The 12,330-nt window shown below is 63.1% G+C and carries 14 protein-coding genes; 6 read left to right on the plus strand and 8 right to left on the minus strand.

Annotated features, from left to right (window positions below; translation table 11 throughout):
- Positions 1-7 precede the first annotated feature (7 nt).
- Positions 8-268, plus strand: coding sequence for a hypothetical protein (locus A3AU_RS0102200; protein WP_027051336.1), 261 nt, complete (start codon positions 8-10; stop codon positions 266-268).
- A 79-nt stretch (positions 269-347) separates the two neighbouring features.
- Here the strand turns inward: A3AU_RS0102200 and A3AU_RS0102205 are convergent, their stop codons facing one another.
- The 6 genes from A3AU_RS0102205 to A3AU_RS0102230 all read right to left on the minus strand — a co-directional run bounded on the left by A3AU_RS0102205 (position 348) and on the right by A3AU_RS0102230 (position 5,033).
- The gene (locus A3AU_RS0102205) at positions 348-1,322 is read right to left on the minus strand and encodes a methyltetrahydrofolate cobalamin methyltransferase (RefSeq protein WP_027051337.1); all 975 of its coding nucleotides are present in this window, start codon (positions 1,320-1,322) and stop codon (positions 348-350) included.
- A gap of 81 nt (positions 1,323-1,403) precedes the next feature.
- On the minus strand, positions 1,404-2,495 hold the full coding sequence (locus A3AU_RS0102210; protein WP_027051338.1) for a methylenetetrahydrofolate reductase: 1,092 nt from the start codon (positions 2,493-2,495) through the stop codon (positions 1,404-1,406).
- Positions 2,492-3,088 carry a methylenetetrahydrofolate reductase C-terminal domain-containing protein gene (locus A3AU_RS0102215; RefSeq protein ID WP_027051339.1) on the minus strand — a complete coding sequence of 199 codons (597 nt, stop codon included), beginning with the start codon at positions 3,086-3,088 and terminating at the stop codon, positions 2,492-2,494. Before A3AU_RS0102215 ends, A3AU_RS0102210 begins: the two co-directional genes overlap by 4 nt.
- On the minus strand, positions 3,081-3,383 hold the full coding sequence (locus A3AU_RS0102220) for a virulence factor (protein ID WP_027051340.1): 303 nt from the start codon (positions 3,381-3,383) through the stop codon (positions 3,081-3,083). The genes A3AU_RS0102215 and A3AU_RS0102220 overlap by 8 nt, the downstream gene beginning before the upstream one ends.
- 188 nt (positions 3,384-3,571) lie before the next feature.
- Positions 3,572-4,354, minus strand: a complete 783-nt coding sequence (locus A3AU_RS0102225) for a formyl transferase (protein ID WP_027051341.1) — start codon at positions 4,352-4,354, stop codon at positions 3,572-3,574.
- A 103-nt stretch (positions 4,355-4,457) separates the two neighbouring features.
- Positions 4,458-5,033 carry a DUF4893 domain-containing protein gene (locus tag A3AU_RS0102230; RefSeq protein ID WP_027051342.1) on the minus strand — a complete coding sequence of 192 codons (576 nt, stop codon included), beginning with the start codon at positions 5,031-5,033 and terminating at the stop codon, positions 4,458-4,460.
- 169 nt (positions 5,034-5,202) lie between these two features.
- On the opposite strand from A3AU_RS0102230, the gene A3AU_RS0102235 reads away from it, so the two are divergent.
- Positions 5,203-6,117, plus strand: coding sequence for an NAD-dependent epimerase/dehydratase family protein (locus tag A3AU_RS0102235; protein WP_245235396.1), 915 nt, complete (start codon positions 5,203-5,205; stop codon positions 6,115-6,117).
- A gap of 6 nt (positions 6,118-6,123) precedes the next feature.
- Here A3AU_RS0102235 and A3AU_RS0102240 read toward each other — a convergent pair whose 3' ends face one another.
- Together A3AU_RS0102240 and A3AU_RS0102245 are read right to left on the minus strand one after the other, a co-directional pair.
- Entirely contained in the window at positions 6,124-6,753 is a 630-nt protein-coding gene (locus tag A3AU_RS0102240; RefSeq protein ID WP_027051344.1) for a DUF1638 domain-containing protein, read from the minus strand.
- Between the two features lie 110 nt (positions 6,754-6,863).
- Positions 6,864-7,562, minus strand: coding sequence for a corrinoid protein (locus tag A3AU_RS0102245; protein WP_027051345.1), 699 nt, complete (start codon positions 7,560-7,562; stop codon positions 6,864-6,866).
- A 289-nt stretch (positions 7,563-7,851) separates the two neighbouring features.
- On the opposite strand from A3AU_RS0102245, the gene A3AU_RS0102250 reads away from it, so the two are divergent.
- The 4 genes from A3AU_RS0102250 to A3AU_RS0102265 all read left to right on the plus strand — a co-directional run bounded on the left by A3AU_RS0102250 (position 7,852) and on the right by A3AU_RS0102265 (position 12,287).
- Complete coding sequence (locus tag A3AU_RS0102250) at positions 7,852-9,426, plus strand: trimethylamine methyltransferase family protein (protein ID WP_027051346.1); 1,575 nt, start codon at positions 7,852-7,854, stop codon at positions 9,424-9,426.
- A gap of 89 nt (positions 9,427-9,515) precedes the next feature.
- A complete protein-coding gene (locus A3AU_RS0102255) occupies positions 9,516-10,202 on the plus strand; it encodes a 4Fe-4S dicluster domain-containing protein (RefSeq protein ID WP_027051347.1) in 687 nt (228 codons plus the stop codon).
- A 103-nt stretch (positions 10,203-10,305) separates the two neighbouring features.
- Positions 10,306-10,983, plus strand: a complete 678-nt coding sequence (locus A3AU_RS0102260; protein ID WP_027051348.1) for a FadR/GntR family transcriptional regulator — start codon at positions 10,306-10,308, stop codon at positions 10,981-10,983.
- On the plus strand, positions 10,980-12,287 hold the full coding sequence (locus tag A3AU_RS0102265) for a CynX/NimT family MFS transporter (RefSeq protein WP_027051349.1): 1,308 nt from the start codon (positions 10,980-10,982) through the stop codon (positions 12,285-12,287). The genes A3AU_RS0102260 and A3AU_RS0102265 overlap by 4 nt, the downstream gene beginning before the upstream one ends.
- The last annotated feature ends 43 nt before the right edge of the window (positions 12,288-12,330 follow it).

Below are 12,330 nucleotides of genomic sequence, written 5' to 3' on the forward strand. Positions count from 1 at the left end.
GTGTCTGATGGTCCAGAGGCCAATCATGTCCGATCTCCTGCTGTCCGGCATATTCACCGCTTTTGCCATGGTGCGGTTGCTCAAGGGCCCATGGCTGCGCAATCCGCAATATCTGGCGACCGGAATTCTCGGCGCGATCGTCGCGGTACTGGTGCTGCACGGGTTCTGGCCTGCCTACGACGATGATTTCATCATAGGCGGCGTGACCGGCATATTCGGATCGTGGGCAGGAATGGCGCTGTTCGACGTCGTATTGGGCATGGCCTGAGCGCAAGGCAGAGCCGTCCGACCGCATCGATGATGCGATCGGTCCAGCCTGGTTTGCGGTTTTGGTCACGATTGCGCGCTTATCCCCGGCCCATGCGGGCTTCACGGCCGCCACGGCGGCGGCCGCCAGCAGCAGCGCCATCGCCAGGCGCGTTGACCTGCGTCGCGGCTGCAACCGCATGGCCGCCCTCGGCCGGCTTGTAGTCCTTGTAGGTACGGATCCAGTTGGTGCAGTTCTCGTCGGTGCCGTTCAGCACGTTGGCGCCGCGCACGGCTTCCATTTCCTGCGGCCGCACCGGGTTCATGATCGCCGAGGTCATGCCGGCGCCGATCACCATCGGGATGAAGGCGGCGTTGATGCCGTGGCGGTGCGGCAGGCCGAACGAGATGTTGGAAAGGCCGCAGGTGGTGTTGACCTTGAGCTCCTCGCGCAGGCGGCGCAGCAGCGCGAACACCTGGCGGCCGGCATCGCCCAGCGCGCCGATCGGCATGACCAGCGGGTCGACGACGACGTCATGCGCGGGAATGCCGAAATCGGCGCAGCGCTCGACGATCTTCTTGGCGACGGCGAAGCGTACGTCCGGATCCATCGAAATGCCGGTCTCGTCGTTGGAGATGGCGACGACCGGCACGTTGTATTTCTTGACCAGCGGCAGGATGGCCTCGAGCTTTTCTTCCTCGCCAGTGACGGAGTTGACCAGCGGGCGGCCCTTGGCGACCTTGAGCGCCGCCTCGATCGCGGCGGTGACGGACGAGTCGATCGACAGCGGCAGGTCGACGAGACCCTGGACGATCTCCAGCGTCTGCACCAAGAGGCCAGGCTCGGTTTCGTTGGGGTTGACCGAGGTGACACCGGCATTGACGTCGAGCATGGTGGCACCGCAAGCGGCCTGTTCCAGCGCGTCCTTGATGACGGTTTCGAAATTGCCAACCACCATTTCGGCGGCAAGCTTCTTGCGGCCGGTCGGGTTGATGCGCTCGCCAATCACGCAGAAGGGCTGGTCGAAGCCGATAATGATTTCTCGTGTCGCCGAGGCGACGATGGTCCGGGTCATGAAATCTCTCCGTCGTGATATAAAGAGTTCTTTATATCGTTATCTCTTGTCGATCAAGCGAATGGTCGCTCTCCGCGCGGATCAATGCGCGGTCTTCACCATGTCCACCTGGGTTTCGGTAATTTCGTCGTGCAGGATGTGGTCGAGCCGGTCGGCAACCATCTGGTCGTCGCGACGGATTTCGCGCTTCCAGGGCTGGCGGCCCTTGAGCACGCCCGATTCATCGACAATCTCGGCGACATATTCTTCCTGGCGGTAGGCCATCACATGGATGCCCGAGACACCGGGGATTTCCTTCACCTCGTTGATGATGTCGGTGCAGAGCTGCTTGCCTTCCTTCTTCTGGTCCTGCGCGCCCTCCAGCCGCTTGATGACGGCGTCCGGGATGTGAATGCCCGGCACGTTGGAGCGGATCCACTTGGCGGTCTTTGCCGAGGCGAGCGGGCCGACGCCGCACAGGACGAAGACCTTCTCCGTATGCCCCAGGTCCCGCGCCTTCTGCATGAAGGTCTTGAACATCGGCACGTCGAAACAATACTGCGTCTGCACGAACTGCGCGCCGGCGGCGATCTTCTTGCCAAGATGGATCGGGCGGAAGTCGAAAGGCGGCGCGAACGGATTGACGGCAGCGCCCAGGAAGACCTGCGGCGGCGTCGTCAGCTTGCGGCCGGACAGGAACTTGCCGTTATCGCGCATGATGCGGACGGTTTCGAGCAGCGACATGGAATCGAGGTCGAACACTGGCTTGGCACCGGGCTGGTCGCCGGCCTGCACGCCGTCGCCGGTCAGGCACAGCATGTTGGCGACACCCATCGCCGCGCCGCCCAGCACGTCGCCCTGGATGGCGATGCGGTTCTTGTCGCGGCAAGCAATTTGCATGATCGGGGCATAGCCCATGCGGGTCAGCAGCGCGCAGATGCCGACCGAGGACATGTGGCAATTGGCGCCGGAGGCATCGACGGCGTTGATGGCGTCGACCCAGCCATCGAAAATCTTAGCCCTGTTGTAGACGTCTTCCGGGTCGGCGCTGTCGGGCGGATTGAGCTCCGTGGTCACCGCGAACTCGCCGCGACGCAACACGCGTTCCAGGCGGCCGCGCGAGGAGTGGCCGGGCAGGGGGTCGAGCGGCAGATCAATGCCGGCCGGGTTCTCGTCGCGCTGACGGGGGGTCATGCGGCGGCTCCGGTCTTTGGCGCGGCCGCGGCTTCGCGCGCTGCCGCCGCCTGCGCGGTCACCCGCAGCCAGGCGGACGTCTCACGCAACGATTGATCGACCGGCTTCTGTACCGTCAGGATCTTGTCGGAGTTGACCATGTTCTGCGAGCCTTCCCAGGCCTTGACCCAGACGCAGGGCATATTCGGCTCGACTTCGCAATTGCCGTTGGCGCGAACGCCGCCGCAGGGGCCGTTGCGCAACTGCTTGGGGCAATTCATCGGGCATGACATGCCGGTCGACGACAGGATGCACTGGCCGCACATGCGGCAGTCGAACATGAAACCCTTGACGCGTTTTTCGACGAACTTGATCGGGGCCTCGACGCGGCCGTAGCCGAGGCCTTTCCAGAGCGGATGCAAAAGCAGGAAGGCATCGGCGAACTTGCTGTAGAACCATTCGAGCAGGCGCGAATGCCGGATCGACCACAACCTGACCGCAAAGGAGCGTTGCACGCGCCGTTGCGGCGACACGTCGGCCGGTTTGTAGTCGGATTTCGGCGCTGCCTTCTTGACCAGGGTGGCCTGGGTAACCGCCGGCTGTTGCTCAGACATTTTCTTTGCCGCCCGCCTTGACCAGAGCAACGAGCCGCTCACGGTCATATTTCGTGTCGAGGTCCTGAAAAGCCTTTTCGACTTCGGCTTCGAGATCGTCGCTGACAGGAACCGGGTCCGCCTTGCGCCATTCGGCCAGATAGTCGTCGGTGCCGCCGGCGCCGGTGCGCATGGCGCACATGTCGATGGCCTCGGTGAAGCGCAGTGGCAGCTCGCGCTTGGCATTCTGCCGACCCTTCTTGACGATGACCTGGGCAGGGATGTCGCGCCAGTAGACGACGATAAGATCGGCCATGAATTCTCGCTCCTCGATCTCAGAGCATTGCCGCAAGCGCAATGGACCCGCTTGTTATGGGACGACGCGCGCGCATTCAAAAGCGACGCATTTCAATGTCGTAAAATGAAAGGCCTGTTTATTCGATTTCGACATGTGCCGGCGAAGGGCCTGCCAACCTGGAAATACTGCCGCGGACGGAGGACGCGCTACCAGATGCCGGTTCGGATTCCTGTCCAGACATAGAACCAGATGGTCGGGTGGTACCACTGCTTGGAAGGCAGGCCGGGATCGATCGTCGTGAGGTTCCCGGCAAGCGCATCGCGGATGGCCTCGACGCAGATGTCGCGCGAGAACGCCGTCTGGCGCAGCGCGTGGCTGGAAATGGTGTCGCCCTTTTTCGATTTGCCGCGCGCCTGTTTCAGGACACCGCCAGTGTCGACGCCAGCGTCGACCAGATGGACGGTCGTACCGAAATTCTGCGGGTCGCCAGACGTCAGCGCCCAATAGCCGCCATTCATGCCGCGATATTTCGGTGTGATGCCGGCATGATAGTTGAGCACCGGGCAAGGCATCTGGCTCAGCATGTCCTTCGAGATCAGCCGGCACCCGTTGAGCAGCACGACACCAGGCTGGATCTTCTGGATCGCCTGCAAGCACGCCGGCCCGTTGGCCGAGGCCACCTGGATGATTTCCTGGCCGGGCCGCGGCTCGACCTCGAGCTTCTCCTCGGCGATCAAACGCGCCGCGTGAGCGATCAGGAACCGTTTGCCCAACCGGCTCAGCACCATCGTGCCAAGCTGGCCGATAGCCGAGACCCAGCCCTGGCGACGGGCCCGGCCAAGCAGCAATTGCTTCTTGGATTCAGGGGTTTCGAGGACGACGCTAACAGGGCCGACGCGATCGGCGATGGCGTTGATCATGGCCCATACATGTTGGCCGCCGCCGGTGACGACCACGATCGGTTTCGGATTGGATTCCGACGCTGCCATTGATCTTGCCATGCTCCAAGGGACCGGCTTAGACGGCGGACCTTAGGGCAGGCGGGTTAATCCTTGGTGTGCCGGGAACCTTCGGTTGGGGCAAGGGACTCCGTCAACGCTTGAACTCGATGATATCGAGCTTCGATTCGTAATACGGGGCGGGAAGCTCGATGCGCCATTCGCTGGCGCCGGTGCGGAAGGCATAGCCGACCTGATCGGTCTGTGGACCGCTGCCATAGGGTTTTGCCCGGTCGTCGTTGACGGAGCCGGAGCCGAGATAGATCGCGCGCTTCTCGCCATCGTCGAAGAAGCGGCCCTGGGTTCGCTGCGAGCCGGTGATTTTCGCCAGCCGCCAGCCGGAGCCATCGTCGGTCACCTTGCACTTGAACCAGCCATAGATGGCGAGCGGGCTCAACCCGCCGGCCTTGATGGTGCGGCACTTCCAGTTGCCGGTCAGGTCCTTGTCGGAGAACGACGCCAGCGGCTTGGCCAGCAAGGCATCGAGTTGTTTGACCTCGGCCGGGTTGCCCGCCTTCGCCTCGGCGAGCGCCGCCTTGCGCGTCTCGCCGTATTTGTCGAGGCGGGCCTTGTCGGCAGGCGTGATCAGCTTCTGCACCTGGCCGTCGGCAAGGGCGGGCAAGGTGCAGCAGAGCAGGCCGATGGCGGCGAAAAGGGGACGAAGGATCATCTGGAACTCCTGAGTCTATAAGTCTGAAAATGGCGGTCGATAAAAATGGCAGTTAATGTCCGGAACGGCGCGGCTGCCGACCGATGCCTGATTTTATCGGGTCGCTCGCGCCTGTCATCCGTGCTTAACAGCGTCACAGTCAAAAATCATGGTGTGACGCACGCGAATCTTGCTCACGGGATCATCGGGTTGGCTGGGCAGCGCGCTGGCGCCGCGCCTGCGCGCGCTTGGCCATGAGGTGACCGGCCTGGACCCGGTTCCATCTGTTGAAACCCAGGTGATCGGCTCGATCGCCGATCGGGCTCTGGTCATGCGGGCGGTGGGCGATAATCGTATCGAAGCCATCATTCACAGCGGCGCGCTGCACAAGCCCAATATAGAGAGCCGCGCCAACAGCGATTTCGTCGCCACAAATGTGCAGGGCACGCTGAACCTGCTCGACGCGGCGGTGGCGAGCGGCGTGCAGCGCTTCGTCTTCACCTCGACGACCTCGTTGATGATTTCGCAGGCGATACGCGACGGCTTCAAGGGCGGCGCCCGCAAGGCGGCCTGGCTGACCGAAGCGATGTCGCCCGAACCGCGCAACATCTATGGCGTCACCAAGTTCTCGGCCGAACACCTCTGCCGCCTCTATCATCTTCAGCACGGCCTGCCGGTGGTCGTCCTGCGCACGGCCCGCTTCTTTCCCGAAGCCGACGACATGGCGCATGCGATCGAACAATCGGATGCCAATACCAAGGCCAACGAATTGCTGTTCCGGCGGCTGACCGTGGAGGATGCGGCCGAGGCTCATGTCCTTGCGTTGGAACAGGCGCCGCAGCTCGGCTTCGATGTTTTCATCGTCTGTGCGCCGACACCGTTCCAGCCCGACGACTGCGACGCGCTGATCAGGGATGCGCCATCGGTTGTCGGGCGCTATTTCCCGGACTTCGCGGCGCTCTACGCGCGCAAGGGCTGGACGATGTTTTCCTCCATCGACCGGGTCTATGACGCGTCGCGGGCAAGGGACAGGCTGGGCTTCGTCTGCAAGACGAGTTTTATCGATGTGCTGGCGCAGTTACGGGCGGAAGAAGGAGCTTCCTAGCCGTTTTCACGCGTTGGCGGCGACCCGCGCCAGCTCGGGCGTCAGGTCGCCATAGCCGGTCGAACGCCGCTCATAGGCGAGGCCAAGCAGGGCTGCGGCCTTTTCCGCGACCTTGTCCAGCTCGGGATCGTCGGTCTGGGCGAGGTAGATCAGCTTCTCGTAGTTGCCGAAATAGTCCTTGATCAGTTCCGGGTGCTTGTCGAGACCGAGCGGCTTCATGAAGAAGGCATCGAACTGGCGGCAGAGAAAATCCGTCATGTAGAAGGACATCATGTCGTCGTCGGCGACCTTCGCATAGGCGTCCATGCCTTGATAGAAGGCGAAGCAGTGCGGGCCGGCCATGCGCTCGACGCCGTGTTTCTCGATGACGCGGTCGAGCAGGCCACCAGTGCCGCAATCGGCATAGCCGACGAAGATGTGCTCATAGCCTTCTGCCTTGGCCTTCCCGATCGCCTTGTCCATGGCGGGCGCGATGCGGTCGGGATAGAAATGAAACTCCGCCGGCAAACAGGTCAGGTCAAGGTGATCCAGCCCGAGCTGTTCCTTGACGGCCAATACCTCGCGCGCAATCATCCCGCAGGCGATGACCAGCAGCCTGTCCGCTTCATTCGCTTGTGTTTTTTGAACCTTGGCCATGATCTGAGCTGAAACGGCTTTCGTTGCCGGCAATCATATCCTCATCTGGTAACAAAAAAGCCGCGCTGCAAGGCGCGGCTTTTTCTGTCTGTCCAACCTGATGCCTTGGATCAGGCCGACGCGCGCACGTTATGCTTGCGCTTCATGAAGTCCTTGGCGGTCTCGACCGCCACCGCGGCGTCGCGGCAATAGGCATCGGCGCCGACGGCCTTGCCGAATTCCTCGTTGAGCGGCGCGCCGCCGACGAGCACGACATAGTCGTCGCGAATGCCCTTTTCCTTCATCGTGTCGATGACGACCTTCATGTACGGCATGGTCGTGGTGAGCAGCGCCGACATGCCGATGATGTCGGGCTGATGCTGCTCGATGGCATCGAGATATTTCTCGACCGCGTTATTGATGCCGAGGTCGATGACGTCGAAGCCAGCGCCCTCCATCATCATGCCGACCAGGTTCTTGCCGATGTCGTGGATGTCGCCCTTGACGGTGCCGATCACCATCTTGCCCTGCTTGGGCGCGCCGGTGGCGGCGAGCAGCGGCCGCAGGATGTGCATGCCGGCTTTCATGGCGTTGGCCGAGAGCAGCACTTCGGGAACGAAAAGAATGCCGTCGCGAAAGTCCTCGCCGACGATGCGCATGCCTTCGACCAGCGCTTCGGTCAGCACCTTGTAAGGGACCCAGCCGCGCTCGAGCAGGATGTTGGTGCCTTCCTCGATCTCTTCCTTCAACCCGTCATAAAGGTCGTCGTGCATCTGCTGCACCAACTCGTCGTCGGAAAGTTCAGAAAGGATGATCTCGTCGTCGGACATTTTAATCCAGCTCCTCACGGCATCGCGACTGTGTCGCAAGGCACAAAATATTGGCGTTCATACCTAACCCGCAACGGGCGGCTATCCATAGCTGATTTGCGACTTCCCGCAAAAGGAAAGCGACTGGAAAATCTATTGGTTTTCTTGTCGATTTTGCGACAGGCGTTGGCGCGGACGGGCCGTTTCGAATAGGGTGCATGGCTACGATCCGGGCGAAAGCCGCGCCATGCGGCCGCAACGGTTACGGACCGGCCGGATTCAGGCCGGCCATATTCAGGGAAGAGCGATCATGAGCGAACACGCGGCAGTCGACCAGGAAGCGTCAAACGCGCGGCGTGGGCGCGGTGCCAGCGGCGGAGCGGCGGCCAGGCGCGCGGCGCGTTCCGGCGGCGGACCGGGCACGCAGCTCACCTATATCAAGCGCAAGATCAACATCTATGAGGTGCTCGACGAGGAAGGCCTGGCGCTGATCGAGAAGAACACCGATACGGTGCTCGAAGAGATCGGCATCATCTTCCGCGATGACGCCGAAGCGCTGCAGCTGTGGAAAGAGGCCGGCGCCGATGTCAAGGGCGAGCGCGTGCATTTCCCGAAGGGTCTTTGCCGTTCGCTGCTGAAGACGGCGCCGTCCGTCTATACCCAGCATGCCCGCAATTCCGAGCGCTCGGTGCAGATCGGCGGCAACGCCACGGTTTTCGCGCCGGTCTATGGCCCGCCCTTCGTGCGCGATCTCGACGGCGTCAGGCGTTATGCGACGATCGAGGATTTCCGGAATTTCGTGAAGCTCGCCTATATGGCGCCTTCGATCCACCATTCGGGCGGCACGGTGTGCGAGCCTGTCGACGTGCCGGTCAACAAGCGCCATCTCGACATGATCTATTCGCACATAAAATATTCGGACAAGCCGTTCATGGGCTCGGTGACCGCGCCTGAACGCGCCGAGGACACCGTCGCCATGGCCAAGCTCGTCTTCGGCGACGATTTCGTCGAAAACAACACGGTGCTGACCAGCCTGATCAACGCCAACTCGCCGATGGTGTTCGACGAGACCATGCTTGGTGCGCTGAAGGTCTATTCGCGCCACAATCAGGCCTGCATCGTCACACCATTCATCCTCGCCGGCGCGATGAGCCCGGTGACGGTCGCCGGCACGCTGACGCAGGTCCTGGCCGAAGTGCTGGCCGGCGCATCGTTCACGCAGCTCATCCGTCCCGGCGCGCCGGTGCTGTTCGGCACTTTTGCTTCGTCGATCTCCATGCAGTCGGGCGCGCCGACCTTCGGCACGCCGGAACCGTCGCTGGTGTCCTATGGCGCTGCCCAACTCGCCCGCCGGCTCGGCCTGCCGTTCCGCACCGGCGGATCGCTGTGCGCGTCGAAGGTTCCGGATGCGCAGGCGGCCTATGAAAGTGCCAACACGCTGAACTCGACCATCCTGGCCGGCACCAATTTTGTTCTCCACTCGGCCGGCTGGCTGGAGGGTGGGCTGGCCTCCTGCTATGAAAAATTCATGATGGATATCGACCAACTCGGCATGCAGCAGAAATTCTCCGAGGGCGTCGACCTGTCGGAAAACGGCCAGGCGATGGACGCCATCCGCCAGGTCGGCCCGGGCAGCCACTATCTCGGCTGCGACCACACCCAGGCCAATTTCCAGACCGCCTTCTACCGCTCCAACATCGCCGACAACAATTCCTACGAGCAGTGGCTGGCCGAAGGCGAGAAGACCGCGCCGCAGCGCGCCAACGATCTCGCCCGCCGCTGGCTGGAAAGCTATGAGGCGCCGCATCTCGATCCGTCGATCGACGAGGCCCTGAAGGACTTCATCGCCCAGAAGAAGGGGTCGATGCCCGACGCCTTCACTTGAAAGGAGCCCGAGTCAGGCGGGGCTAAAGTCGCCAACATCATCCACAAGGAAGTCTGGCGGAGCGCCTTCTCCGATCCGGACAAGAAGGGATGACTCTTGCGCGCGGCATGATCGAGGAGATCACGGCCGCGCTTGCCGCCGATGGCCTTATCTTGCGCGGCGGTTTTGTTTTCCCTGATGGCGAGAATGCTCCCGATGGCGCGGCGGCAAGGTCGGTGCTGCTGGTGGGGCAGGCGGGCGCTGCACCTTGGCCGCATTTTATGCATTGGCGAGTGCAGCAACCACAGACAATCGCCAATCCGTTGGATACGTGGTCTCGACAGGTCATCGGCAATGTGGCCGAAGCATTCGGCGCGCGGCCGGTTTCACCCTCGGACAAGCCCTATTGGCCATTCCAGCAATGGGCTGTTCGGGCAGAGGGGCTAAAACCGTCGCCGATCGGTATTCTCATGCATCCGCGATACGGGCTTTGGCATGCCTATCGCGGCGCGCTGCTGTTCGAGGACGAGATCGCGGTTCCGGAGCATGGCGAGGCGCTCCATCCCTGCGATACCTGCGTCGAAAAACCTTGCCTGAAATCCTGTCCGGTCGAAGCCTATTCCGGGGAAGGCTTCGCCTACCAGGCCTGCCTGGCGCACGTGCGGGGAGCCAATGGCGAGGCGTGCCGGAGCGGCGGCTGCCTCGACCGCAACGCCTGCCCCTATGGCACGCAATACCGCTATCCGCCTGAAATCCAGGCTTTTCACATGGCGAGCTTTGCACGGGCCGCCAGGTGATCGACGCCATTGCACGGTGTGTGTCCGTTTCCGATGAGCACCTTGACGGGTGCCAAAAGTAGGCCTATTCATCAAGTCATCAGATGACTTGATGAATAGGCCTATGCAACCTGCCAGCAGAACCAATCTCACCGACAGCGCCACCGGCAGCCTGCGGGCCGAGATCATCGGCGGCCGCTGGGGTATCGGCGAGCGCATCCCCAATGAGGCGGCTCTCAGCGATCTTCTGTCGGTCAGCCGCGGCACGGTGCGTGAGGCGGTGCGGGTGCTCGTCTCCCAGGGATTGCTGGATACGCGCCAGGGCTCGGGCACCTATGTGCGCTCGACTGTCGATTCTTCCGCAGCTCTCGACCGGGTCAAACGCACCGGTTTGCGCGATCAATGGGAGGCGCGGGCGGCATTGGACCTGGAGGCCGCACGGTTGGCCGCCTTGCGCCGCACGCCCGCCGATCTCGACCAGATGCGCCGGCTTCTGGCTGAGCGCGGCACGGTCGCCGATGGCGGCAGCGAAGCCTTCATCCGGCGCGACCTCGCTTTCCACAAATCGGTCGTCGCGGCTTCCGGCAACAGGGCGATGATGGAGCTCTACGACTTCTTCACCGCCGCCATCACCGAAACCATCCATGCCACCATCGACGGCGAACTGCCCGAGCCGGACCAGCAGGCGCACGCGGCAATCGTCGACGCGATCGCCGCAAGCGATCCCGACCGCGCGGTTGCCGCCGTTCGCGCTTTCATGGCGCCGGTGCTTGCCCAACTTGAAAGACTGCTTTGCCAATGAACCAGACGTTTCGTCAGCCCGCCCCGACGGTTCAATCCAGGGCCGTCGAGGGACTGGAGCTCATCGATGCCGAAGCCGATAGCCTGCCGCAGCCGCAGCCACCCGAGCCACGCAGCCGTGCCGCGCGCATCGTGCTTGGTGCAAGCCTGGTGCTGATCGCCTTCAATCTGCGGCCGCTGTTTTCCAGCCTGTCGGTGCTGTTGCCCGAGGTGATGCAGGCGACCGGTCTTTCGACGACCGGCGCCAGCCTGCTGACCACGCTTCCGGTGCTGTGTCTCGGCCTGTTCGCCCCCTTTGCGCCCAGGCTCGCCCAGCGCTACGGGGCGGAGCGCACTCTGCTCGGTGCGCTTGTGCTGCTGGCGCTGGGAACCGGCCTGCGCTGGTTCGGCTCGGTGCCACTGCTGTTTGTCGCCACTTTCCTCGCCGGCGGCGCCATTGCCATCGGCAACGTGCTTTTGCCCGGCCTGGTCAAGCGTGATTTCGCCGACCGGGCCGCCGTCATGACCGGCCTTTACACCATGGCGCTCTGCGCCGGTTCGGCCGCTGCCGCCGGTCTCACCCTGCCGATCGAGCATCTTGTCACGGGTTCGTGGTCAGGCGCTCTTGCGGCGTGGGCGGTGCCGACATTGCTGGTGCTGCTGATCTGGATCCCGCAGGCGCTGGGCAGCCGGCGGCAAGTCAGCCATCGCGGTTTTCGCGTCGTCGGCCTGTGGCGCGATCGCCTGGCCTGGCAGGTGACGCTGTTCATGGGGCTGCAGTCGGCGCTTGCCTATTGCATCTTCGGCTGGCTGGCGCCGATCCTGCGCGAGCGTGGCTTCGACGCGGCCAGCGCCGGTGCCGTCGCCTCGCTCTCGGTGATGGCGCAAGTCATCACCTGCCTTGCCGTCCCCTCCATCGCCGTACGGCTCAAGGACCAGCGCGGCATCAACGTTGCGCTCGTCGTCATTGCGGTGGTTGCGCTCCTCGGCATTCTGTTCGCGCCGACCTCGACCGTGCTTTTCTGGGCGATCTTGCAAGGCATCGGGCAGGGCGGCCTGATCGCCGCCGCCATGACCCTGATCGTGCTGCGGTCGCCGGATTCGCATGTCGCTGCGCATCTTTCGGGTATGGCACAAGGTGTTGGCTATGTGCTTGCGGCAACCGGCCCGCTGCTGGTGGGGCTGATCCGCGGCTGGACAGGCAGTTTCTCTGAATCGGCCTACCTGTTCGTCGCGCTTGGGCTTGGCGTCGCGGTCATGGGGTTCGGCGCCGGACGAGCCCTGCATGTCGGCGCAAGGACCATTCGCATCGAGGGGGAAGGCTGATCCAAGCCTTCCACGTCGCAGCCTGCGAAATCTGCAACGCGTC

This window comes from Mesorhizobium erdmanii USDA 3471 (genome assembly GCF_000472705.1).
GTDB classification, from domain to species: Bacteria; Pseudomonadota; Alphaproteobacteria; order Rhizobiales; family Rhizobiaceae; genus Mesorhizobium; species Mesorhizobium erdmanii.

What these genes read in the sequence shown, in the direction of transcription:
- A3AU_RS0102200 (WP_027051336.1), top strand. Translation starts at nt 8, where the DNA reads ATGGTCCAGAGGCCAATCATGTCCGATCTCCTGCTGTCCGGCATATTC.
- A3AU_RS0102205 (WP_027051337.1), bottom strand. Translation starts at nt 1,322, where the DNA reads ATGACCCGGACCATCGTCGCCTCGGCGACACGAGAAATCATTATCGGC.
- A3AU_RS0102210 (WP_027051338.1), bottom strand. Translation starts at nt 2,495, where the DNA reads ATGACCCCCCGTCAGCGCGACGAGAACCCGGCCGGCATTGATCTGCCG.
- A3AU_RS0102215 (WP_027051339.1), bottom strand. Translation starts at nt 3,088, where the DNA reads ATGTCTGAGCAACAGCCGGCGGTTACCCAGGCCACCCTGGTCAAGAAG.
- A3AU_RS0102220 (WP_027051340.1), bottom strand. Translation starts at nt 3,383, where the DNA reads ATGGCCGATCTTATCGTCGTCTACTGGCGCGACATCCCTGCCCAGGTC.
- A3AU_RS0102225 (WP_027051341.1), bottom strand. Translation starts at nt 4,354, where the DNA reads ATGGCAGCGTCGGAATCCAATCCGAAACCGATCGTGGTCGTCACCGGC.
- A3AU_RS0102230 (WP_027051342.1), bottom strand. Translation starts at nt 5,033, where the DNA reads ATGATCCTTCGTCCCCTTTTCGCCGCCATCGGCCTGCTCTGCTGCACC.
- A3AU_RS0102240 (WP_027051344.1), bottom strand. Translation starts at nt 6,753, where the DNA reads ATGGCCAAGGTTCAAAAAACACAAGCGAATGAAGCGGACAGGCTGCTG.
- A3AU_RS0102245 (WP_027051345.1), bottom strand. Translation starts at nt 7,562, where the DNA reads ATGTCCGACGACGAGATCATCCTTTCTGAACTTTCCGACGACGAGTTG.
- A3AU_RS0102250 (WP_027051346.1), top strand. Translation starts at nt 7,852, where the DNA reads ATGAGCGAACACGCGGCAGTCGACCAGGAAGCGTCAAACGCGCGGCGT.
- A3AU_RS0102255 (WP_027051347.1), top strand. Translation starts at nt 9,516, where the DNA reads ATGACTCTTGCGCGCGGCATGATCGAGGAGATCACGGCCGCGCTTGCC.
- A3AU_RS0102260 (WP_027051348.1), top strand. Translation starts at nt 10,306, where the DNA reads ATGCAACCTGCCAGCAGAACCAATCTCACCGACAGCGCCACCGGCAGC.
- A3AU_RS0102265 (WP_027051349.1), top strand. Translation starts at nt 10,980, where the DNA reads ATGAACCAGACGTTTCGTCAGCCCGCCCCGACGGTTCAATCCAGGGCC.